Origin of the sequence: Halomicrococcus gelatinilyticus (assembly GCA_024227995.1) — an archaeon.
Classification (GTDB): Archaea; Halobacteriota; Halobacteria; order Halobacteriales; family Haladaptataceae; genus Halomicrococcus; species Halomicrococcus gelatinilyticus.
The window spans coordinates 1599152-1620191 of record CP100465.1 but is presented as its reverse complement, the minus strand read 5'-3'; the positions used below and the strand labels follow the sequence as shown (position 1 = coordinate 1620191).

Below are 21040 nucleotides of genomic sequence, written 5' to 3'. Positions count from 1 at the left end.
TCTAAGCCACCCCGGATTCGAGTTGGGGGCAAATGTTCGACCGCATCATGCAGAAGTTCGAGGGCAGCCCCAGCCAGCAGAAGGTCATCAGGCTGCTCCTCGAACGCGGGTTCTCGGTCAGCGACGAGGGGCGGGTCGTCTCGGGCGGCATCGAGATACCGAACACCCAGATAGCGCGCGAGATCGACGTCGACCGCCGGGTGGTCGACTCGACCACCGACGCCATCCTCGCCGACGAGGAACTGCGGCGCATCTTCCAGAACATCTCCTCCATCCCGAGCCTGATGGACCTCGCGCCCGTCCTCGACCTGACCGTGCTCACCGTCGAGGTGGGCGACGCCGACCAGCCGGGCATCGTCGCCACGGTCACGACCCTCCTCGCGGACGCCGACATCTCCATCCGCCAGACGGTCAGCGAGGACCCCGAGTTCACCGACGAACCGCGACTCTACATCATCACCGACGCCGACGTCCCCGGCGACGTGCTGAACGACCTGAAGAACCTCGACTTCGTCCGGAAGATCGAACTGAAGTAGCGCTGTCTCCGTGGTGCTCTCACCGGAGTGCCGTCGCCGGAGTGCCGTCGCTGGTTTTCCGCCGCACGTCCGCGAAGCGAGCGATGCGGTTTTGGGGCCACCGGGGATAGGTGCAGCCATGGACCTCACCGACCGCCCGCGACGCCTCCGCCGTGACGGCGTCCGCGAACTGGTCAGCGAGACGACCCTCGACGCTAGCGACCTCGTCGCGCCCGTGTTCGTCGACGCGACGACCGACGAGCGCGTTCCCATCACCTCGATGCCGGGCCACGAGCGCGTCCCCATCGAGGAGAGCGTCGCCCGCGTCGAGGAGGTGCGCGAGACCGGCGTGGAGACGGTGATGCTGTTCGGCATCCCGACGTCGAAAGACGACGAAGGAACGCGCGCGTGGGCCGAGGACGGCGTCGTCCAGGAGGCCACGCGCCGCATCACGAGCGAGACCGACGTCACCGTCATCACGGACGTCTGCCTCTGCGAGTACACCGAGCACGGCCACTGCGGAATCCTGGAGGAAGGCGTGCGCGAGCACCCCGACGAGGCCTGCCTGACGGTCGACAACGACGAGACGCTCGCGAACCTGCAGCAGATCGCCGTCTCCCACGCCGAGGCCGGCGCGGACGTCGTCGCACCGAGCGGGATGATGGACGGCATGGTCGGCGCCATCCGCACGGCGCTGGACGACGCCGGATACGAGGGCGTCCCCATCATGAGCTACGCCGCCAAGTACGAGTCGGCGTTCTACGGCCCGTTCCGCGACGCGGCCGACGGCGCGCCCGCCTTCGGTGACCGCCGCCACTACCAGATGGACCCCGCCAACGCCCGGGAGGCCGTCCGCGAGGTGGCCCTCGACGTCGAACAGGGCGCGGACCTGCTGATGGTCAAGCCCGCGCTCCCCTACCTCGACGTCGTGTCGGCGGTCGACCGCAACTTCGACCTGCCCGTCGCGGCGTACAACGTCTCCGGCGAGTACGCGATGCTGCACGCCGCGAGCGAGAAGGGGTGGCTCGACCTCGAAGCGACCGCGATGGAATCGCTGCTCTCCATCAAGCGCGCCGGCGCGGACGTCATCGTCACCTACTTCGCCGAGGACGTGGCCGACGCCCTCTAGCGATTCTCCAGTCGAAACGAACGGGGTTCGAACCTCGTCGGAACCGTCCGAATGGGAGCCCGGAGGTGTCAGACGACGTCTTCGACGTCGGGGATGAACCGCCGTCGCGTGCGCTCCGCCTCTTTCCCCGCCGGGACGAGCACCGATTCGGTGACCGACTCCGAGAACCGGTCCGGGTCCGGCGTGACGCTGGTGAGCACCTCCGAGAACTGCGGCCCCCGTCGTCCCCCGGCGGAGACGACGCCGCCGTACTTGCGCTCCGAAAACGAGGTTTCGTCGGGAGCGGGGAACTCGTCGCGGATGACCTGTGCCGTCTCGCGGATGTACTCGGCCGCCCGTTCCTGTTCGTACCGGCTGTCGTCGTGGTACTGCTGGACGAAGTCCTCCTCCGGGTCGACGGACGCGTGTTGTGGCGACTCGTAGCGGACCGACTCCGGCGTCGCACACCCGCTGGCGAACCGGAGATTGATCGTGAAGCTGTCCGGGTACCTGAGGATGAGCGGAAAGAACAGCGTGTTCGCGATGGTCGAGCGCTCCTGGATCCGCCAGAGCCCCTCGATGTAGTACGCCGTGAGCCGTCCGATCCGGTCGTCACGTTCGCCACGGCGGTACGCCCTCGCGACCGCTTCGTAGTCGTCGCCCGCGACGCGGCGAAGTCGACGCCTGAACGTCGCGGCGACGGATTCGACCTCCCGCTCGTACGCCTCCGCGACCGAGACCTGCTGGGAAGCGAGCAGGTCTGCCTTCCGCTCCCGGGCGTCCGCCACGGCCATCATGTTCTCGTGGAACACCCGCTCGGCTTCCTCGTCCGGCAACGGGGTCCTGACTGCGTGCCGATGCAGTATCTCCCCGTCATCGTCGAAGCGACCCTCGTTTCCCGGCACGCTTGCCTCTATAGAGTGCGAGATATTAACGCTGACTTCAGAAAGCTATTCAGGTCACATTTCCGAAGGGAGCGCGTCGCCGGTAGGTGGATACAGCGCTGGCTTCTACGAAACAGGGTAGAACCGCGGGCAGGCGAAGCTCTCGCGCCGAGCACCGACGGACGGGCACTTCCGTTCGACTCGACTGCCACCTTCACCTCCCCGACTCGTCGCCGTAGAACACCTGTACTGGCCGGTCAACGCGGACTGGTCGAGACATTGCGGACAGGGAACCGACCGTCGAACGCGGAGTGGCGCGCCGACTACGCCTGCGTGCAGTTGCCGACGACGAGGTCGACGGTCCTCTCGTCGTCTGCTCCACTGAACACCACCCAGCTCCGGTGCGTGCACTCCTCGTCGGTCACCGTCCAGTCGGCTTCGCGTCGGATGGGCCGGGGAATCTCGATGACGACTTCCAGCACGTACTCCGCCCGTGGCACGTCCAGTCGAAGCTCTCTGGCACCGTTCGGAATCAGTCTGTGTCTCCCGCTGTCGTCCTGGGGACCGACCTCGTCCGACCGGCCGACAACGTTGACGATCGGCTGCAGCGGGTCCTGCGTGTTGTTTATCACGTCGACCGTAACCGGGACGCTGTCGTCACCCTGGAAACGGGAGAGGCACCCGCCGACCCCGACGACGGCACCGCTCACGCCTGCCCTGAGCGCCTGTCTGCGGGTGAGAGCGCGCGCCATCGGACTATCGACGGCTGCGACGGTGATTATTCTTTGCCCTACCTTCATCGAAGGAACTGCATCGTGCGGTTTTCGCTCCCGTGCCACCAGTTCTCGTGCGCGCTCCGTCTCCTCGTCCGGCGCACCTGGCTGTGCTCCCCCGTCTTGCGCAGTCGACGTTCGTCCAGAAATCTGCCGAACGAACGTCCGTTTCTGGGCGATAAACGCCCTTATATTCCTCCGATTCGCTTATAAATCGGCCGAACGCCCAATCGGACTTCGGAAAAATCGATTATCACAACGGTTAGCCTTATGTATCTCATCGCTGTTGACGTTTACCGTGAACTGGAACACGAATCGGTTAGAATATACGGTTATCGTGGACAGTCGTCCAGACGACCTCGTCGCCGCCCCGGCGGACGGGCAGAACGGCCCTGGCGAGCCGACGACGGAGGACGAGGCATGGTGAGCGACCTCGCCGTCCTCGCGGAGGGCGTCAACCTCCTGTGGGTGCTCGTCGTCACCTTCCTCATCTTCTTCATGCACGCCGGTTTCGCCATGCTGGAGGCGGGGCAGGTGCGCTCGAAGAACGTCGCCAACCAGCTGACGAAGAACCTGCTGACCTGGAGCATCGGCGTCCTCGCGTTCTTCCTCGTCGGCGCAGCGCTGTCGAACGTGGTCGGCCACCTCACCGGCGCGGGCGGCGCGTGGTCGGTCGCCGGCGAGTTCGCGAGCGTGCTCGCCCCGGCGGGCGTCAACGACTGGGTGTCGTGGCTGTTCGGCGCGGTGTTCGCCATGACCGCCGCGACCATCGTCAGCGGTGCTGTGGCGGGCCGGTGCAAGCTCCGGACGTACGTCGCCTACACCGTCCTGCTGGCGGCGGTCATCTACCCCGTCGTCGTCGGGTTCACGTGGGCCGGCGGCGTCCTCGCGACCCTCGGCTTCCACGACTTCGCCGGCGGGATGGTCGTCCACGGCATGGGCGGCATCGCCGGCCTCACCGCGGCGTGGGTCGTCGGCCCGCGCCTCGGCCGCTACGACGAGGACGGCAGCGCGAACGTCATCCCCGGTCACTCGCTGCCCTTCGCCGTCCTCGGCACGCTCATCCTCGCGTTCGGCTGGTACGGCTTCAACGTCGGCACCGCCGCGACGGTGTTCGTCGTCGAGGAGGGGACGCTGTCGCTCGCCGCCTTCGCCACCGTCGGGCGCGTCGCGCTCGTGACCACCCTGGGCATGGCCGCCGGCGCGGTCGGCGCGGCCGCCCTCTCGATCCACCGCACCGGCAAGGTCGACACCCTCTACGTCGCGAACGGCCTCCTCGCCGGCCTCGTCGGCGTCACCGGCATCGCGGACGACATCGTCTGGCCGGGCGCGGTCGCGGTCGGCCTGCTGGCGGGTGCCCAGCTCCCCGTCGTCTTCACGTTCGTCGAGAAGCGCCTCGGCGTCGACGACGTCTGCGCCGTCTTCCCCGTCCACGGCTCGGCGGGCGTGCTCGGCACGCTGGCCTACCCCTTCGTCGCGGTCGGCACCTGGGAGCGCTTCGCCCTCGTCGACGTCCTCTCTGGCCTCGCGGTGCAGGCGACCGGCGTCGCCCTCATCGGCCTGTGGACGGTCACCGCGACGGGCCTCGTGTTCGGCGGCGCCCGCGCGCTCGGCCAGGCGCGGGTCACGGCCGAACACGAGCGCGAGGGCCTCGACGTCGCCGAGCACGGCGTCGACACCTACCCCGAGTTCGGCGTCGACACCCCCGCCGACGTGGTGACGGACGGCGGCCGCGGTTCCGGCAGCGACCTCCGCGCGGACGGCGGCCGTCCCAACGACGGCGGCATCAAGATGGTCACCGCCATCGTGCGCCCGGACCGCCTGACCGACGTCAAGCGGGCGCTCGCGGACGTCCAGGCGCCGAGCCTCACCGTGACCAACGTGAGCGGACGCGGTAGCCAGCCCGCCAAGCGCGGCCAGTGGCGCGGCGAGAAGTACGTCGTCGACCTCCACCAGAAGGTCAAGGTCGAGTGCGTCGTCGCGGACGTCCCCGCGGACGACGTCGTCGAGGCCATCCGCGACGCCGCCAGTACCGGCGAACCCGGCGACGGCAAGATATTCGTCCAGTCGGTCGAGGACGCCTGCCAGGTCCGGACCGGCGAGCGCGGCCCCGAAGCGGTCTGACGACCTCGCCTCCAGGAGGAGCTCTCGTCGCTGTCGCGGGTCCTGCTCTACGCCGGACTCCCGGCCGAGGCGTTCGCCATCGTCGCGCTCCTCTCCTTTTCCGCCGAGAGCGGCACCACGGTGCTGGCCGCGAACAGGGACGTCCTCCTCCCCGTCGCGTTGACCGTCGGACTGCTGCCGCTGGTCATCCTCTTCTCGTTCATCGTCCGCATCGCGACCGTCACCGAGCGCACCGTGGCGACGATACCGTTCACGACCCCGGAACCGGAACAGTAGCTACCCGAGCGTCTTCTCGGCCCACTTCACCGCGTACGCGGCCCCGTGGTCGCGGTACGCCGCGGTGTCCAGCGCCGCGAACGGCGCGGGGAGGTCGAGGTCGTGCTTGACCGCGCTGCAGGCGAGCTCGGTCGCGTCGGCGAAGTCGGTCCGGCCCTGCGAGACCTCCGTCGTGATGCCGTCGAGTCGTGGTTCGACGCGCTGGCCGGCGTCCTCCCACGCCGCGAACAGGTCCGGGTGGTCGTCCGCCCAGTCTGCGAACACCTTGCGGGTGTGCAGGCCCACGTAGGCGTCGTACAGCGCCGCCGCGAGCTGGTAGGTGCTCCCGGGGTCGAGGGGGACGGCCGCGTCGAACTCCGGGTAGGCGTCCTCGAAGAAGCCGAGGAACTGCTCGGGCAGGTCGAGTCCCACCTCGACCAGCGCCTCCGCCACGAGGAACGAGACGAACGACGCCGGCGACCCCTGCACGCGCGCCTTGACGACGACGACCGGCGGGACCGTCTGGCGGGTCCACGCGACGCTCCCGTCGCCCGGCATGCCGACGACGAGGTCCGACCCGGCGTATCGCTGCAGCAGCTCCGGCGCGTCGTCGGGCAGCCACGCCGCCGGCGCGGAGAACGGCCGGAGGTCGTCGGTCAACATCGCGAGGTCGTCGCGGGCCACCACGGGCAGTGTCTCGAAGTCGCGCTCGCTGTCCAGCACGAGCGCGTCGGGCGCGTGCTCGTCGCGGACCGCGGCCACCTCGTCGCCGAGCGCGCGTTCGTCGAACATCAGGCCGCCAGCCAGATGTTCGCCATGACGGCGACCACGAGCAGCGCGGTCAGCCCCACAGTTCCGGTCACGATCTTCGTAGGCGTGCTCATGTCTCCCGATTCCCACCGCCAGCGCTTAAAATCTCCGTCCTGGTCTGCACGCCCGTCGTCGGTGGGGCGGAACTGTCGTGCACAACTGCCACCCTGGATGGCCTCGCGGAACTGCCGTCCCGGAGGACGTCTCGCACGCGGAAGACAATCGTCAGCGCCTCATACTGCCGATTTCCGCCGCACGGGCGTTCGACGTGTCCTCGCCGAGACACAACGCCTTTACCCCATCCCGTCATCACACGAATCTGATGACGACCGCCCTGCTCTCCGGTATCGCCGAAACGACACCTGCTGTAGTCCTCCTCGCGCTCTCGCTGTTCGGGGCCGCCATCCTTTCGTTCGCCCCGGACACGCGGGCGGCAAGGGAGTTCGTCGAGGACTACGGCGTCCTCCTGCTGGTCGGCGCGGTCGCCGGCGGCGCCGTCGTCGGCGTCACGCTGTTCCTGGTCGGGGACAAGTCGCTCGCCAAGGAGTGGCTGAACCAGTACGGTCTGCTCGCGCTCTTCTTCATCCTCATCCTCGAGGGCGCGATGTTGCTCTACTTCGCACCGAGCGAGAGCCTCGTCCCCATCGGCGTGAGCGTCCTCCCGGCGTCGGCGACCGACTACGACGCCATCGCCGCGGTCATCCTGGTCGCCGTCGTCGGTGCGACCATCGGCCAGTACACGCTCTTCCTCCTCGCCAAGCGCGGCGGCCGCGAGTACCTGCTCGACAAGCCCTGGTTCCGCGTCAGCGAGGACTCGCTCGACCGCTTCGAGGGCTGGTTCCAGCGCTGGGGCCGCGTCGTCGTCCCGGTGAGCAACGCCCTGCTCTTCACGCGCGGGATGCTCACCGTCCCCGCGGGCTTCGCGGAGATGCGCGACTGGGAGTTCGTCCTCCTCTCGGCGCTCGGCACGCTGCTGTTCCAGACCTGGCTCGCGGCGGCGGCGCTGTACACTCTCCAGAACGACCTTCTTTCCTTCCTCCCGTTCTGACCGACTGGCTGTCCCTTCGACTCTGCCCCGGCGCTCGCCTCCCCGCTCGTTCCGTCCCGTCAGACCTATCGGTTTCGAGAACGTAGTGCCCGATGCGCCTGCGTGTCGAATCATCGCGTGCCATGCCATGAACGCCACGCGGGCGCGTTCCTCTCTCGACGTACCGACAGTTACGCGGAGCGACGACTCGCTCGGGCGCGTCGATCGTCGGGGTCACTCTCGTGTCGGATTCTCCAGTCGAAACCGTTCCGTCGGTCGGCCGTCGAACCGCGGGCCGGGACCGACGTTCTCGAAGCCGGTCGACTTCGCCGCGGAGACGCTCTCGTCCTCGTCGTCGGGGACGAGCAGTTCGACCGCCATCTCCTCGCAGGCGGCGAAGCGGACCGGTTCGTCGAGCAGGCGCTCGCGGGCCGCTTGCGACCCGTAGAGGTGGGTGACGTGGACCGCGTCCCGGTGGGCGTCGAACCCGACGAACCCCTCGATGTCGTCGTCCGTCTCCGCGACGCGGACGGTCCGGTCGTGGACCACGTTGCCCATCACCTCGCTGGGCACGTCCGCCAGGTCCGCCAGGCGCCCGCCGTCGGCCTCGACTGCGTCCCGGACCTGCATGCGCGGCCGTTCTTCGTGAGACGAGTTAACAGTGGCGGGCGCCGACTCCGAGCACAACTGTTGCAACGGCTACAAAAATCGACTTCCGGGAAGGGTTTTGTCGCGACGCCACCACGTTGGCGTATGGACGATTCGCGAATCCGCGCCCGGTCCGTCCGCGTCGAGAACGGGCCGGTTAAACGTTCGACGGACGGAGGGTCGACGTGATGGACGCACCGACGGTCGTCGCCCTCTGTGGTAGCATGCGAGACGAGAGCAAGACGCGGGCCGCCCTCGAACACGCGCTCGACGCGGCGGCCGAGGCGGGCGCGGGGACGGAACTGCTCGACGTGCGCGAGTACGACCTCCCCGTGTTCGACCCGGACGCGGAGACGCCGCCCGCGGCCGAGGAACTCAAGCGCACGATCCGGGAGGCGGACGCGGTCATCCTGGGAAGCCCGGTGTACCACGGTTCGTACTCCGCGGCGTTCCGCAACGTCCACGACTACTGCAGCTTCGACGAGTTCGAGGACACGACCGTCGGCCTGCTCGCCACGGCGGGCGGCGGGTCGTACGCCAGCACCCTCGACCACATGCGCATCACAGTCCGTGGCGTCCACGGGTGGGTGCTCCCCCACCAGGTCGGCATCCGGAACGCGTCCGACAAGTTCGACGAGGACGGCGAGTTCCTCGACGACGCGCTCGAGGAGCGGACGCGGAAGCTCGGCCGCCAGGCCGTCGAGTACGCCGACATCGAACCGGCGGTCACCGACGCCGCCGTGGACGAGGCGGCGGCCGACGACTGAGCTACTCCCGGCCGACCAGGCGCTCCTTCTCGGCGCGGTCGAACTGTTTGATCTCGTACTCGCGGGACATCGCCGCCGACTGCGTCTCGAACCGTTCGCTGTGGACGAGCTCGACCGGCGTGCGCCCCCGGGTGTACTTCGCTCCCTCGCCGGCGTCGTGTTCGGCGACGCGCCGTTCGACGTCCGTCGTGTATCCCGTATAAAAACTGCCGTCACTGCACTCCAGCACGTACACCCAGTGGTCGGTCACGCCTGACAGGCTTCGCGTGGTTCACTTTGCCCTGTCGATTCCGCCACGTCTGGCTACACTCGCTGCGCCCGCTGTCGTGCTACTTCGGCGATACCTGCGTTCGCCGAACAGTCCGGGCAGGCGCGGACGCGACCGTTCTCGTCTGCGAAGACGCGCGCGAACTGCTCGGAGACGTGCGCGCCACAGTGATTACATTCTGGCATACCTGGTGGCCGGCGGTGGTGCCGCCAGCAGTAAAGTCTTGGACACACTCCATCAAAAATCCTTTCCAGAATCTCGCCCAATTTCGGCTTTCGAGAAAATACTTTTCTCTATAGTGGGCACTCACGCTCCGGATACGCTCACGTCACTTTGTACATCGGAGAACATCCCCGTTGTGCCGAACTCGTTGGGGCGCTCGAACCCCCTCGTTTCGAGTGGAGAAAAACGGGTCTGGGTCGGGTGTCGCGCCCGATACGTCCGACGGGGCCGCCAGGTCAGTTCGGACGCCAGGTCCGTTCGCCCGCGCGGACCTCGACGTCCAGCCAGTTCTCCTCCGGCGGCAGCGGGCACGAGAACGTCTCGCTGAACGCGCAGAACGGCGAGTAGGCGAGGTTGAAGTCGACGACGACGTCGTCGCCGTCCGCCAGTTCCCCGTCAGGGTGGAGTTCGAGGTAGCGGCCGTTCTCGTAGGTCTGCTGGCCGGTCGTCTTGTCCCGGAACGGGACGAACAGCGAGTCCTGGTCCTCGCGGCTGTAGACGGCCAGCGAACACGCCTCGCCGTCGACGTCGAAGTGCAGCGTCGCCGTCCGGAGGTAGCGTTGCGGCCGCCCGCCCGTCGTCTCCATCTCCACCGGGTCGGGCTCCTCGTGAGTCTCGACCGTCGCCGTCACGCGGTAGTCCGCGTCCGGGTCGAAGTACGACAGCCCGTCGAAGTCGTCGCGGTGTTCCGGCGGGATGGGCGACTGCGGGTGGTCGGCGAAGAACTCGTCCTTCTCCTCGCGGTGGCCCTCCAGCTCGGTCCGCCAGCCCTCCTCGTCGAACGTCGTGGTCATGCCCGGTCGTTGGCGGGCCAGTCGGGTAACGATTCCGCTGTCGGCAGGTCGCCGCCGTTCTGGCCCCGCCCGCTCCCGGCGTCGGAAAACGTCGCCGCCACGCCCTCCGCTCCCCACCGACCTGGACTACTCCCACGGGGTATTAGACCCTGCCCCCGCCACACTCGTCCAGACACGTGACAGGACTCCAACTTCTGCTTTCCTCCCTGCCGCCCTCGGTGCTCGGAGCCGGCTGGGCGCTCGTCGCGTTCGTCGCCCTCTCTCTGGTCGACTCCGTCGAACTGGAGAATCGGTTCGCCGACGGCGCGTTCGGCGTCCTCCTGCGAGGGACCACCGGCGGACTCACCGTCCACTTCCTCGACCGGGCCGGCGACGCTGCGCTTCCCGGTGCAGCAGGCTTCGTGGTCGCGTTCGGTGTCCTCGAAGTGCTCCGGCGGTCGCGACAGTGACGACGCGCTCGCGGCGCTGATCGCGACGACGCTCACCCGTCTTCTGGGGCCGCGTAATCGTCGGCGTCTCCGCTGGCGAGAACGAGCGCGTTGTAGACGAAGTAGATGGGCACCACGACGAACAACGTCCGCGACCAGACGGCGACTGCACAAAAACGTTCACCAGGTGACCCCGACGAGCGGCGGCGACGGCGTGACACGTCATCACCGACGGGACGACACCGCCGTCGCGGCTGTCCTCCGTCCGACGGCACCCCGAACTTAAGTAGCATGCCGGGACCACTCCAGTTCAACAGCCCTAAGCGACGGGGGCGCGAGGAACGAACGATGTCGGACTGGCGGGACGTCTTCGGTCACGAGGAACCCTACGACGAGCAGGTGGACGGCATCGAGACGGCCGTCGCCACCGCCCGCGACGGCGGCTTCACCGTCGTCGAGGGCGCCTGCGGCACTGGCAAGACCATGCTCGCGCTCACGGCGGGCATCGACCTCGTGCGCGACCCCGACAGCGACTACGAGCGCGTGCTCGTGCTGACCAGCGTCAAACAGCAGCTCCGCCAGTTCGAGGAGGACCTCCGGACCATCAACGCGAACCTGCCCGACGACTACAAGTCGGTCTCGGGCCTGACGATGGTCGGGAAGGCCGACGTCTGCCCGTACAACCGCGAGAACGCGGGCGGCATCGACGAGGACAACGTCTACGAGCGCTGCGAGTCGCTGCGCGAGCACACCGGCGACCTCGTCGGCGAGGGCGGGTCGACGACCGCCCAGAACCTCGCCACGCGGGCGCGCCGCCAGCAGACCGGCCTCGCCGACTCCGGCCGCAGCGGCGGCGGCGCGACCTACCTCGAGACGGCGGGCGAGCCGACGCCCTACCCGCCGGAGATGCCCGAGTACGACGATACGGAGTACTGCCCCTTCTACGCGCAGTTCCTCGACGACCTGCCGGAGGACGGCGACCCCGTGGAGGCCGTCCCGTTCGCCTTCGACGACGTGGGGCTCATCGAGCCGGAGGACCTCGTCGGGCTCTCGGTCCAGCACGGTACCTGCCCGCACTCGATGATGGGCGCGTTGCTCCCCGACGTCGAGGTCGTCGTCGGCAACTACTATCACGCCTTCGACCCCGTCACGACCGCCACCTTCACCGGTGCGCTGCTCGACGACTCGACGTTCGTCGTCTGCGACGAGGCGCACATGCTCGAACCGCGCGTCCGCGACCTCGTCAGCGAGTCCGTCGGCGACGCCACGCTCCGGGACGCCGAGTCCGAACTGACGCGGGCCATCCAGCCGGTCGAGTTCGACGACCGCACGACGTCGTCGACGACCGCCGACGCCGACCTCGTGCGGGCGGAGCTGGAGGACGCCGGCGTCACGCTCCGGGAACTGAAGGAGGTCCGCGACTTCCTCCGGGACCTCCGGGAGGAACTCGACCGCCGCGTCACCGCCTTCCTCGAACGCGAACACCGCGGCTGGAAGGCGAACCTCGCCGACCTGCCGGACGCCGAGATTCCGCTCCGCGACCCGACCGAACCGGGCCAGGACGCCATCTCCGAGTGGGCCGAGGAGGCGGGGTACGACGGCGGGACGTGGGCGCGCGCGGAGCCCGTCGGTGCCGTCGTCGCGCGCATCCTGAACGAGGCGGAGGCCGAGGAGGGCGAGTCCGTCGACAAAGAGCGGGCCGCGCCGGCGGCGGGTCGCGTCCTCGGCGAGTGGTACCGCAACGACCACGAGCACTACTTCCGGGAGATCGAACTCGAACGAACGTGGAACGACATGGAGCCCGACGACTCCTGGCGGCGCGCGTACAACGCCCACCTCGCCATGCAGAACTGCGTCCCCAGCGACGCCATCGGCGAGCAACTCGCGGAGTTCGGCGGTGGCGTGCTGATGAGTGCGACGCTGGCGCCGCTGGACGTGTTCGAGGAGGTGTCCGGCCTCGCCCACCTCGAACGCGAGGGCCGGCCCGTCGTCGAGCGGACGTACGGGCTGAACTTCCCCGAGGAAAACCGGGAGAGCTTCGCCGTGGACGCGCCGAAGTTCACCTACGACAACCGGGGCGCACCTGGAGACGAGACGCAGGCACGGCAGGTGTACGCCGACGCCATCCGTGACGTCGCGCGCTCGCCCGGCAACGTGCTCGTGGGGATGCCGAACTACGCCGAGGCGGAGTGGGCCGCCGAGACGCTGCGCGACCTCGTTGACAAGCCGGTGCTGCTCGACGAGAGCAGCGGCGACGACGCCACCGAGGCGCTGAAGGACGACTTCTTCGCCGGCGAGTCGAAGGTGCTGGTCACCAGCCTCCGGGGGACGCTCACCGAGGGCGTCGACTACCGCGGCGACCGCCTGAAGGCCGCGGTCGTCTGCGGCGTCCCCATCATCAACACCGCCAGCCCCCGGACGAAGGCGGTCCGGACCGCCTACGAGCGCGTCTTCGGCGACGGCTTCACCTACGCCCTCACCGTCCCGGCCGTCCGGAAGGCCCGCCAGGCGCTCGGCCGGGTCATCCGCGGCCCCGACGAGGAGGGCGTCCGCGTGCTCGTCGACTCCCGGTACGCCCGCGACAGCTGGGACAGCGTCCGCGAGTTCCTCCCCGAGACCGAGCGCGAGGAGTTCCAGCCCGTGAGCGCCGACATGCTCTCGCTCGGCCTCGACCGGTTCTGGGGCTGAACGGACAGCACGCCCGGCGACGTGCGCCGCCAACGTTCACAACCGTGATTCAATCCCCGGTTGTCGAGTCGAACGGTGTGGCCGGTTTTTCCCTGTCGTAGCCGTTCCGATGGTGGGGAAAACGATGACACGAGAGGATTCACCGAAATCGGACCGTCGGTCGCTCCTGCGAGCAGCGGGGGCCGTCGCGGGCGTCGGCGTCCTCGGCAGCCTGGCGGGCGCACAGGACGGCGACACCGAGACGACGGCGACGAACACGACTGAGACGAACACGACGGAGACTACCGAGGGGACGGAGACGGGGACGGTGACCGGCGAGGGACAGGTCACCATCCTCGGTGGTCGCGTCGACTACTGGCTCGGACTGGAACCGCGACTCATCGAACGGACGGAGAACCCGAACATCGACCTCGACGTGGGCTCCCAGCATCGGGTCGTCTGGGTGAACCTGGACGGGGCGCGACACCAGTTCCAGATCATCGGCGAGCGCGGCGGCGAGGACGGCGTCGTGCTGGCGGAGACGGAACCGTCGTCCCAGCGGGGGGAGAAACGGGAAGTTACGTTCCAGGCGACCGACCGAATGCGTCGCTACCGCTGCCGGTTCCATCCCGACCAGATGCGCGGGAACATCACCTTCGGCGGCGGAGGAACGGCGACGTTCACGACGAGAGAGACGGACACGACAAGAGGGACGCGCGGGACAGACGGATTCACGGACACGACGGGGACGCGCGGGACAGACGGATTCACGGACACGACGGGGACGAGAGGGACGGACGGGTTCACCGATACGACGGGGACGAGAGGGACGGACGGGTTCACCGATACGACGGGGACGAGAGGGACGGACGGGTTCACCGATACGACGGGGACGAGAGGGACGGACGGGTTCACCGATACGACGGGGACGAGAGGGACGGACGGGTTCACCGATACGACGGGGACGAGAGGGACGGACGGGTTCACCGATACGACGCGAACCACCGATACGACGGACGGCTACTGATCAGCGCGACGGCGTCGCCACGTCGGCGGTCTCGATGACGTGGACGTCGCTCGCGTCGAATCCGACGCGGACGGTCTCGCCGTCGGGTTCCTCCGGTACGCGGAGCGTGACCTGGCGGCCGTCCCAGTCGAGGTGGACGCGGAACGCCTCGCCGAGGAATTCGACCGTCTCCACGCTGGCGTCGAACTGGTTCTCGCCGCCACCGGACTCCGTCTGGTGAGCTGCCGAGCCCCGCTCGGCAACGCCCCCGAGGCGCAACTGCTCGGGACGGACGCAGAAGGTCAGGCGCTCGCCCGGCGCGCCGGTGCCCGGGACGACGAACTCCCGGTCGCCGACCGCGACTCGCACCCCGGCCGGGCCGTCCGCGACGACGCGCCCGTCGAAGACGTTGTTCTCGCCGAGGAACTCGGCGACGAACCGCGAGTCGGGGTTGCGGTAGACCGCCTCCGGTGACCCGACCTGTTCGACCCGTCCGTCGCGCATCACAGCCACGCGGTCGCTGACCGCGAGCGCCTCCTCCTGGTCGTGGGTGACGTAGATGGTCGTGATGTCGAGGTCGGACTGGATGGCCCGAACCTGCGTCCGCAGGCTCTCTCGAAGACGGGCGTCGAGCGCGCTCATCGGTTCGTCCAGCAACAGGAGGTCCGGCCCGGGGGCGATCGCCCGCGCGAGCGCGACCCGCTGGCGCTGGCCGCCCGACAGCTCCTCGGGGTCGCGGTCGCCGAGGCCGCCGAGGTCGACCAGTTCCAGCAGTTCCGCGACGCGCTCGTCGGGCGTCCGCGCGCCGGGCGGGTCGCGGAACCGCAGGCCGTAGCCGACGTTCTCCGCGACGGTCATGTGCGGGAAGAGGGCGTAGTTCTGGAAGACGATGCCCACGTCGCGGTCCTCCGGCGGGACGCCGGCCATGTCGCGGTCGCCGAAGCAAACCGTCCCCCGCGTCGGGGGTTCGAACCCGGCGACGGCCCGGAGCGTGGTCGTCTTCCCGCAGCCCGAGGGGCCGACGAGCGTGAAGAACTCGCCGTCGTCGACGTGGAGGGTCACGTCCTCCAGCGCGGCCACGTCGTCGTACGCCTTCCCCACGCCGTCGAGGTGGACCTCAACCATACTCCCACCGCCCGCCGAGTCGGTCGACGACGACGAAGCTCACGGCGGTGACGACGAGCAGCACCGTCCCCATCGCGGTGGCTGGTCCGAGCGTGCGGTTGCCCAGGTAGCGCTCGACGGCGACCGGCATCGTGTAGCTCGTGCTCCCCGTGGCAAGAATAACTGTCGAGTCGAACTCGCCGATGCTGATGGCGAACGCGAACGCCGCGCCGGCGACGACGCCCGCCGCCACGAGCGGCAGTTCGACGTCGAGCAGCGCCCGGAACCGCGTCGCGCCGAGCGCCCGCGCGGACTCGACGGTCCGGCGGTCGACGGTGCCGAGCATCGGGCCGACGCTCCGGACGACGAAGGGGTAGGCCGCGACGGCGTGGGCGGCGACGATGGCGAGCGCGCCGCCGACCCGAATCCGGCCGACGACGGGCAGCGGAACGCCGAAGACGAGACCGCGGAGCATCCCGAGGCCGACCATCACGCCGCTGACGGCGAACGGCGCCATCGCGAGCGCCTCGACCGCCCGCCCCCACCGCGACCGGGCGCGGTCGGCCAGCGCGGCGACGACGACGCCCATCGGCAGCGCGACGAGCAGGGTGCCGACGCCGAACGCGAGCGAGTTCCAGACCGCGACGCCCGGCTTCGTCTGGAACGCCGCGCCGGTGGCCTGGCGCTCGACGAGGAACGCGTAGTACCGGAGCGTGAACCCGTCGGGGCCGGTGACGCTCTCGACGACGGTGGCGACGATGGGGCCGCCGAAGACGACGGCGACGACGAGGCCGTACGCGCCCACGCCGAGGCGTTCGAGTGCTGCTCCCGCAGCGGGGTCGTCGGGCAGCAGTCGCTTGCGCGCCGGCGGGCGGGCGGCGCGCGACGCCGTCGCCTGCCGGGCCTCGTACCGGAGGTAGGCGTAGGTCAGCGCGAGCGACAGCGCCGTCTCCAGCACGGCGAGGGTGGCCGCCTCGCCGTAGTCGAGGTCGCGGACGAGGCCGTAGATCCACACCTCGACGGTGGCGTACTCGAACCCGCCCAGCTCCAGCACGATGGGAAAGGACATGAACGTGAAGATGAAGGTGAGCAGCGCGCCCGTGAGCACCGCCGGGAGGAGCTGTGGCGCGAGCACGTCGACGAACGCGCGGAACCGGCCGGCACCGAGGCTGCGCGCGGTCTCGACCTCGCGGGCGTCGACGCTCTCCCACGCCGCGTTCGTCACCCGGGCGACCAGCGGCGCGTTGTAGAACGCGTGCGCGACGATTATCGCGGGCAGGTTGTACAGCAGCGAGCCGACCTCCAGGCCGGCGAGCCCGAGCAGGTCGTTCAGCAGCCCCTGCTCGCCGAAGAAGGCCACGAAGCCGATGACGACGAGGATGGAGGGCATCACGAACGGGAGGATGGTCAGCGAGCGGACCGTCCGCCGACCCGGGAACTCGTAACGCGAGAGGACGTACGCGCCGGGCAGGCCGAGCGCGACGCTGGCGAGCGTCGAGAGCGCGGCCTGGTACGCCGTGAACCCGAGTATCTCGCGGACGAGGAACTCGTCGGCGAACACGTCGACGAACGACGCGACGCCGCCCGCGTCGGCGAAGACGATGGCGACCGGGTAGTAGAAGAGGACGACGAGCACGGCGCTGGTTGCGACGGCGAGCAGGGCGAGCGCGCGCCGTTCGAGCCAGCGCCCTGGCTGCATCTACCTGGCCACCTGGCGCGCCCACTGCTCGACCCACTCCTCGACGTTGCCCTTCAACTCGTCGTAGGAGTAGGTGACGGGCTGGTCGGGCTCCTTCGCGTACTTGCGGAACTCCTCGCCCGGCTCCGCGTGGTCGGTCGCAGGGAACTGGACGTTGAGCGTCGGAATCTTCGACTGGACCGGCTTCGAGAGCATGAACTCGAGGAAGGCGTCGGCGAGCTTCGGGTTCTTCGCGTCGGCGAACTTCGCCATCCCCTCGGGGTTGGCGTACCCCTGGTCGTTCGGGAAGCCGATGCGGTGTTTCTCCATGTTCACGCCCTCCTCGCGGTGGGCGTACACCCGGTCGGTCGAGTAGGAGACGACGATGGGGCGCTCGCCGTTCGAGTAGGCGGTGTAGGCGGCGTCCCACGAGCCGAGGATCTTGACGCCGTTCCCGGTCATCCGTTTCCAGTAGTCGAGGTAGCCGTCCGGGCCGTACTCGTGGACGGTCCACAGCAGGAACGCACGCCCCGTCGCGGCCTGCTGGGCGTTCTCGACGATGAGGTCGTCCGCGTACTCGCCCGCCAGCGCGTCGAACGTCCCCGGGTCGTCGACCGTCGTCCCGTCGTAGACGACGCTGACGTATCCCGTGTCGTAAGGGATGGCGCGCCCGTCGGGGTCGAAGGTGAGCCCGTCCTTGACGTGGCCGTAGTTCGACAGCGAGTCGGCCATCGGGACGAACAGATTCCTGTTTCCGAGTTTCTCGTCGATGGTGATGAGGTGGTCGACGTTCAGGCCGACGTAGACGTCGGTCGTCACGTCGAGGCCCTGGACCTTCCGCTGGAGGAAGTGGTTCACCTCGTTGTCCGGCGTCTGCCACTCGAGCGTCGCCTTCGGGTACTCCTTCTCGAACTGCCGTTTCACCCACTTGCCGGGCGAGGAGCTCGGCGCGTCGACGAACGAACTGTACGTGGCGACGTTCAGCGTGCCGCTCGGTTCGGTCTGGGCGGTCGTGTTCGCCGTCGTCGAGGTGGTCGTGTCCGACCCGTCCGAACCGCCGGAACCGATGCAGCCCGCGAGTCCGGCGAGCGCGGCACTACCAGCCGTGAGGAACGTGCGCCGTCTCATTACTCGGTGGTTTCAGGCGGTGGTACTTAACGACCGTGGTACGTGGCCGCCCGACGACTGTTCGTCGCGACGCTGGTCGCTCTGCCGGCCGTCGTCGGCGAAAAAACGTGGACTGTTCGACTCTTCTCGGCTACCGGAAAACGACGAGCGGCGTTAGTTGCCGCCGCCGCCCTGAACGTTGGTGCTGAGCAGGTTCAGGTCGCTGCTGAAGACCGAGGCATCGCCGCTGAACCGGCGCGTGTCGCCCTGGCTCAGGTTCAGGTTCTCACCGAACACGAACGTGGTGATCTGGCCCTGATTGCCGTCGCCGCCGATCAGGTAGCGGACGATGTACCCGTTGTAGTCGTCCGGCTGCGAGATCTCCGGGACGGTGCCGCCACCGGGGCGGCGCAGCAGGCGGACGGTCGTGGTCTGCTCCAGCTGGTTCACGACGCGGAACTGCGTGCCGGGGTGGTAGTCGTACGTGTACACCAGCGCCTGCCCTTCCTGGGCGGAGGCGCTGCCCATGCTACCGAGTCCCAGCGCGAGCCCGCCCGTTGCGAGCGCGCCCTTCTTCATGAACGACCGTCGTTCTTCCGAATCGACGTCCTCTGTGTCTGGTTGTTTCTTCTCGTTCATCCTTTTCCCCTCCCGGGGTATCACGCTATATGCCGGAGCCTTAGATAAAGGGTCTCGACTGTTTTGAAGCCTAACGCGAAACTATCCCGGTTAGGGTTCGACCCCCGAAAAATCGCCCCCGGTACACCGCTCGATACTCGCCGGTATTCCACGTTGGCGACGCCTCTACGACCGTTACTGCGGGGGCAGGCCCCGGAGCGTGAACCCGGTCTCAACGAGGGTCTAGCGGGTCGATCGTCGCCGAAACGAGCGGGGAATCATCGATTTCCGTCCTGGGTCTGGAGGGTGCCGCCCGTCTCGGTCCACTCCCTGACGCTCCCCTCGTAGAACCCGAGGTCGTCGTATCCGAGCGAAGACAGGACGACGTACGTGTGGCTGATACGCCTCGCGGTGTTGCAGTAGAGGACGACCCGGCGGTCGTCGGTGACGCCGTGGTCGGCGAGGACGGCGTCGAGTTCGGCCCGCGGTTTCAGTCCTCGCGTCTCCTCGTCGACGAACTCCCGCCACTCCAGGTTCACCGCGCCGGGGATGTGGCCGTCGGCGTACTCCTCCGGACTGCGGGCGTCGACGAGCGCCGTCTCGTCGTCCTCGGCGGCGCGCTCGACCGCCTCGCGGTCCACCAGCGGCCCGTCAGCGGGTCTCGACGGTTCGTACGTCGTCGGCTCGACCGCCGGCACCTCGGTCGTCGTCTCGTGTTCGCGGGTCCACGCGCTGAAGTCGCCGTCGAGCAGTCGGCAGTCGTCGTGGCCGTACAGTTCCGCGGTGACGAGGAAGCGCGCGGCGAACACGCCGTGGGTGTCGTCGTACGCCACGAGGGTGTCGCCGTTCGCGACGCCCGCCTCGCTCAGCAGGTCCGCCCATCGGTCGACGCCGGGGAGCATCCCCACGTCGTCCCCGTCGGCCGCCCGGAACCGGTCGAACGGGACGTTGACCGCGCCGGGGAGGTGGCCGATGCCGTCGTACTCCCACGCGTCGCGCACGTCCACCACCGTCACGTCCGCGTCCGTCAGTCGCTCGGCGAGCCAGTCGGCACTCGCCACGACGCTGTCGTGCATCGAACCGGGATTGCCGCCCTCCCGTCTTAGCACTCCGGGTTCCGCGGGAATCCGCCGCTTGCACGAGACGCCGGCACGGATTGCCGCTTTCCGGGGCGCGGGTCGGTCGCGGGTCGCGAGGGCGGCGCGACGGCGGTGGCCCGCCGTCGCTCGCTCGCCGGCGGGGCAGCGACGCGCCGCGACGTCGGCGGTGGCGGCCCGCCTTGCCGCGACCGGAGACCACTGGCGCGAATCTCCGGGGCTGACAGGGCTATACGCCCGGCTTCCGAACGATAGGCCGCATGAGCGACACCGACTACGCGAACGACGTGCTCGTCACCGCCGACTGGGTCGTCGACCGACTCGACGCGTTCCAGAGCGACGATCCCGAGTACCGACTCGTCGAGGTGGACGTCGACACGGAAGCCTACGACGAGGCGCACGCGCCCGGCGCCGTCGGGTTCAACTGGGAGACGCAGCTCCAGGACCAGACCCGCCGCGACATCCTCGACAGGGAGGACTTCGAGGAACTGCTGGGCAGTCACGGCATCGCCCCCGACTCCACCGTCGTCCTCTACGGCGACAACTCGAACTGGTTCGCCGCCTACGCCTACTGGCAGTTCACGTACTACGGCCACGAGGACGTACGCCTGCTCGACGGCAGCCGCGACTACTGGCTCGACAACGACTACCCGACGACCGACGAGGAGCCGACCTACCCCACCGTCGGCTACGACGCCCGCGGGCCGTTCGAGGGCGTCCGCGCCTACCGCGACGACGTCGAGACGGCCATCGACCGCGGCGTCCCCCTCGTCGACGTCCGCAGCCCCGAGGAGTTCAGCGGCGAGGTGCTCGCGCCGCCGGGACTCCAGGAGACTGCCCAGCGCGGCGGCCACGTCCCCGGCGCGACGAACGTCTCGTGGGCCGCGACGGTCGACGACGACGGTCGGTTCAAGTCGGCGGACGAACTCCGCGAACTCTACGAGGACGCCGGCATCACCGACGACCAGGAGGTCGTCACCTACTGCCGCATCGGCGAGCGCTCCTCCATCGCGTGGTTCGCGCTGTCGGAACTGCTCGGTTACGACGACGTCACCAACTACGACGGCTCGTGGACCGAGTGGGGCAACCTCGTCGACGCCCCCGTCGAGACCGGCAGCGAGGAGTGACGAGGACGCCCAC

General features: G+C 68.9%; 22 protein-coding genes. 10 read left to right on the top strand and 12 right to left on the bottom strand.

Annotated elements, in window-relative coordinates:
• The first annotated feature begins 32 nt into the window (after positions 1 to 32).
• Positions 33 to 536 carry an ACT domain-containing protein gene (locus tag NKT36_RS08585; RefSeq protein ID WP_327050634.1) on the top strand — a complete coding sequence of 168 codons (504 nt, stop codon included), beginning with the start codon at positions 33 to 35 and terminating at the stop codon, positions 534 to 536.
• A gap of 118 nt (positions 537 to 654) precedes the next feature.
• The gene (gene hemB, locus NKT36_RS08580) at positions 655 to 1644 is read left to right on the top strand and encodes a porphobilinogen synthase (RefSeq protein ID WP_327050633.1); all 990 of its coding nucleotides are present in this window, start codon (positions 655 to 657) and stop codon (positions 1642 to 1644) included.
• A gap of 68 nt (positions 1645 to 1712) precedes the next feature.
• Here hemB and NKT36_RS08575 read toward each other — a convergent pair whose 3' ends face one another.
• Complete coding sequence (locus NKT36_RS08575; protein ID WP_327050632.1) at positions 1713 to 2528, bottom strand: hypothetical protein; 816 nt, start codon at positions 2526 to 2528, stop codon at positions 1713 to 1715.
• Positions 2529 to 2830: 302 nt separating this feature from the next.
• A complete protein-coding gene (locus tag NKT36_RS08570; protein ID WP_327050631.1) occupies positions 2831 to 3346 on the bottom strand; it encodes a hypothetical protein in 516 nt (171 codons plus the stop codon).
• A 354-nt stretch (positions 3347 to 3700) separates the two neighbouring features.
• Between NKT36_RS08570 and NKT36_RS08565 the strand changes: the two genes are divergently transcribed.
• A complete protein-coding gene (locus NKT36_RS08565) occupies positions 3701 to 5404 on the top strand; it encodes an ammonium transporter (RefSeq protein ID WP_327050630.1) in 1704 nt (567 codons plus the stop codon).
• A 120-nt stretch (positions 5405 to 5524) separates the two neighbouring features.
• Positions 5525 to 5680: a hypothetical protein gene (locus NKT36_RS08560; RefSeq protein WP_327050629.1), complete on the top strand. Its 156-nt coding sequence runs from the start codon at positions 5525 to 5527 to the stop codon at positions 5678 to 5680.
• Here the strand turns inward: NKT36_RS08560 and NKT36_RS08555 are convergent, their stop codons facing one another.
• A complete protein-coding gene (locus tag NKT36_RS08555) occupies positions 5681 to 6451 on the bottom strand; it encodes a DUF7089 family protein (protein ID WP_327050628.1) in 771 nt (256 codons plus the stop codon).
• A gap of 340 nt (positions 6452 to 6791) precedes the next feature.
• Here NKT36_RS08555 and NKT36_RS08550 point away from each other — a divergent pair, with 340 nt between their 5' ends.
• Positions 6792 to 7517, top strand: coding sequence for a DedA family protein (locus NKT36_RS08550; protein ID WP_327050627.1), 726 nt, complete (start codon positions 6792 to 6794; stop codon positions 7515 to 7517).
• A 213-nt stretch (positions 7518 to 7730) separates the two neighbouring features.
• Here the strand turns inward: NKT36_RS08550 and NKT36_RS08545 are convergent, their stop codons facing one another.
• Positions 7731 to 8126, bottom strand: coding sequence for a hypothetical protein (locus NKT36_RS08545; RefSeq protein WP_327050626.1), 396 nt, complete (start codon positions 8124 to 8126; stop codon positions 7731 to 7733).
• 206 nt (positions 8127 to 8332) lie between these two features.
• Between NKT36_RS08545 and NKT36_RS08540 the strand changes: the two genes are divergently transcribed.
• A complete protein-coding gene (locus NKT36_RS08540; protein WP_327050625.1) occupies positions 8333 to 8911 on the top strand; it encodes an NADPH-dependent FMN reductase in 579 nt (192 codons plus the stop codon).
• A 1-nt stretch (position 8912) separates the two neighbouring features.
• On the opposite strand, the gene NKT36_RS08535 is transcribed toward NKT36_RS08540, so the two are convergent.
• From NKT36_RS08535 to NKT36_RS08525, 3 genes are all read right to left on the bottom strand, one after another.
• Positions 8913 to 9161 carry a GIY-YIG nuclease family protein gene (locus NKT36_RS08535; protein ID WP_327050624.1) on the bottom strand — a complete coding sequence of 83 codons (249 nt, stop codon included), beginning with the start codon at positions 9159 to 9161 and terminating at the stop codon, positions 8913 to 8915.
• A 53-nt stretch (positions 9162 to 9214) separates the two neighbouring features.
• A complete protein-coding gene (locus tag NKT36_RS08530; RefSeq protein ID WP_327050623.1) occupies positions 9215 to 9364 on the bottom strand; it encodes a DUF7563 family protein in 150 nt (49 codons plus the stop codon).
• Between the two features lie 273 nt (positions 9365 to 9637).
• A complete protein-coding gene (locus NKT36_RS08525) occupies positions 9638 to 10195 on the bottom strand; it encodes a DUF1684 domain-containing protein (RefSeq protein WP_327050622.1) in 558 nt (185 codons plus the stop codon).
• A gap of 176 nt (positions 10196 to 10371) precedes the next feature.
• Between NKT36_RS08525 and NKT36_RS08520 the strand changes: the two genes are divergently transcribed.
• From NKT36_RS08520 to NKT36_RS08510, 3 genes are all read left to right on the top strand, one after another.
• On the top strand, positions 10372 to 10644 hold the full coding sequence (locus tag NKT36_RS08520; protein WP_327050621.1) for a hypothetical protein: 273 nt from the start codon (positions 10372 to 10374) through the stop codon (positions 10642 to 10644).
• A 327-nt stretch (positions 10645 to 10971) separates the two neighbouring features.
• Positions 10972 to 13311: an ATP-dependent DNA helicase gene (locus NKT36_RS08515; protein ID WP_327050620.1), complete on the top strand. Its 2340-nt coding sequence runs from the start codon at positions 10972 to 10974 to the stop codon at positions 13309 to 13311.
• Positions 13312 to 13435: 124 nt separating this feature from the next.
• Entirely contained in the window at positions 13436 to 14317 is an 882-nt protein-coding gene (locus tag NKT36_RS08510) for a cupredoxin domain-containing protein (RefSeq protein WP_327050619.1), read from the top strand.
• Here the strand turns inward: NKT36_RS08510 and NKT36_RS08505 are convergent, their stop codons facing one another.
• The 5 genes from NKT36_RS08505 to NKT36_RS08485 all read right to left on the bottom strand — a co-directional run bounded on the left by NKT36_RS08505 (position 14318) and on the right by NKT36_RS08485 (position 19879).
• A complete protein-coding gene (locus NKT36_RS08505) occupies positions 14318 to 15421 on the bottom strand; it encodes an ABC transporter ATP-binding protein (RefSeq protein ID WP_327050618.1) in 1104 nt (367 codons plus the stop codon).
• A complete protein-coding gene (locus NKT36_RS08500) occupies positions 15414 to 17099 on the bottom strand; it encodes an ABC transporter permease (protein ID WP_327050617.1) in 1686 nt (561 codons plus the stop codon). Before NKT36_RS08500 ends, NKT36_RS08505 begins: the two co-directional genes overlap by 8 nt.
• The gene (locus NKT36_RS08495) at positions 17100 to 18206 is read right to left on the bottom strand and encodes a thiamine ABC transporter substrate-binding protein (protein ID WP_327050616.1); all 1107 of its coding nucleotides are present in this window, start codon (positions 18204 to 18206) and stop codon (positions 17100 to 17102) included.
• A 153-nt stretch (positions 18207 to 18359) separates the two neighbouring features.
• Positions 18360 to 18824, bottom strand: coding sequence for a twin-arginine translocation signal domain-containing protein (locus tag NKT36_RS08490; protein WP_327050615.1), 465 nt, complete (start codon positions 18822 to 18824; stop codon positions 18360 to 18362).
• A gap of 257 nt (positions 18825 to 19081) precedes the next feature.
• Positions 19082 to 19879: a sulfurtransferase gene (locus NKT36_RS08485; RefSeq protein ID WP_327050614.1), complete on the bottom strand. Its 798-nt coding sequence runs from the start codon at positions 19877 to 19879 to the stop codon at positions 19082 to 19084.
• Positions 19880 to 20160: 281 nt separating this feature from the next.
• On the opposite strand from NKT36_RS08485, the gene NKT36_RS08480 reads away from it, so the two are divergent.
• Positions 20161 to 21027 (top strand): sulfurtransferase, encoded by an 867-nt coding sequence (locus NKT36_RS08480; RefSeq protein WP_327050613.1) that lies wholly within the window; start codon positions 20161 to 20163, stop codon positions 21025 to 21027.
• Positions 21028 to 21040: the final 13 nt, after the last annotated feature.

What these genes read in the sequence shown, in the direction of transcription:
- NKT36_RS08500 (WP_327050617.1), bottom strand. Translation starts at nt 17,099, where the DNA reads ATGCAGCCAGGGCGCTGGCTCGAACGGCGCGCGCTCGCCCTGCTCGCC.
- NKT36_RS08565 (WP_327050630.1), top strand. Translation starts at nt 3,701, where the DNA reads ATGGTGAGCGACCTCGCCGTCCTCGCGGAGGGCGTCAACCTCCTGTGG.
- NKT36_RS08585 (WP_327050634.1), top strand. Translation starts at nt 33, where the DNA reads ATGTTCGACCGCATCATGCAGAAGTTCGAGGGCAGCCCCAGCCAGCAG.
- NKT36_RS08505 (WP_327050618.1), bottom strand. Translation starts at nt 15,421, where the DNA reads ATGGTTGAGGTCCACCTCGACGGCGTGGGGAAGGCGTACGACGACGTG.
- NKT36_RS08540 (WP_327050625.1), top strand. Translation starts at nt 8,333, where the DNA reads ATGGACGCACCGACGGTCGTCGCCCTCTGTGGTAGCATGCGAGACGAG.
- NKT36_RS08530 (WP_327050623.1), bottom strand. Translation starts at nt 9,364, where the DNA reads ATGCCAGAATGTAATCACTGTGGCGCGCACGTCTCCGAGCAGTTCGCG.
- NKT36_RS08525 (WP_327050622.1), bottom strand. Translation starts at nt 10,195, where the DNA reads ATGACCACGACGTTCGACGAGGAGGGCTGGCGGACCGAGCTGGAGGGC.
- NKT36_RS08545 (WP_327050626.1), bottom strand. Translation starts at nt 8,126, where the DNA reads ATGCAGGTCCGGGACGCAGTCGAGGCCGACGGCGGGCGCCTGGCGGAC.
- NKT36_RS08480 (WP_327050613.1), top strand. Translation starts at nt 20,161, where the DNA reads ATGAGCGACACCGACTACGCGAACGACGTGCTCGTCACCGCCGACTGG.
- NKT36_RS08550 (WP_327050627.1), top strand. Translation starts at nt 6,792, where the DNA reads ATGACGACCGCCCTGCTCTCCGGTATCGCCGAAACGACACCTGCTGTA.
- NKT36_RS08495 (WP_327050616.1), bottom strand. Translation starts at nt 18,206, where the DNA reads ATGAGACGGCGCACGTTCCTCACGGCTGGTAGTGCCGCGCTCGCCGGA.
- NKT36_RS08485 (WP_327050614.1), bottom strand. Translation starts at nt 19,879, where the DNA reads ATGCACGACAGCGTCGTGGCGAGTGCCGACTGGCTCGCCGAGCGACTG.
- NKT36_RS08490 (WP_327050615.1), bottom strand. Translation starts at nt 18,824, where the DNA reads ATGAACGAGAAGAAACAACCAGACACAGAGGACGTCGATTCGGAAGAA.
- NKT36_RS08555 (WP_327050628.1), bottom strand. Translation starts at nt 6,451, where the DNA reads ATGTTCGACGAACGCGCGCTCGGCGACGAGGTGGCCGCGGTCCGCGAC.
- hemB (WP_327050633.1), top strand. Translation starts at nt 655, where the DNA reads ATGGACCTCACCGACCGCCCGCGACGCCTCCGCCGTGACGGCGTCCGC.
- NKT36_RS08515 (WP_327050620.1), top strand. Translation starts at nt 10,972, where the DNA reads ATGTCGGACTGGCGGGACGTCTTCGGTCACGAGGAACCCTACGACGAG.
- NKT36_RS08510 (WP_327050619.1), top strand. Translation starts at nt 13,436, where the DNA reads ATGACACGAGAGGATTCACCGAAATCGGACCGTCGGTCGCTCCTGCGA.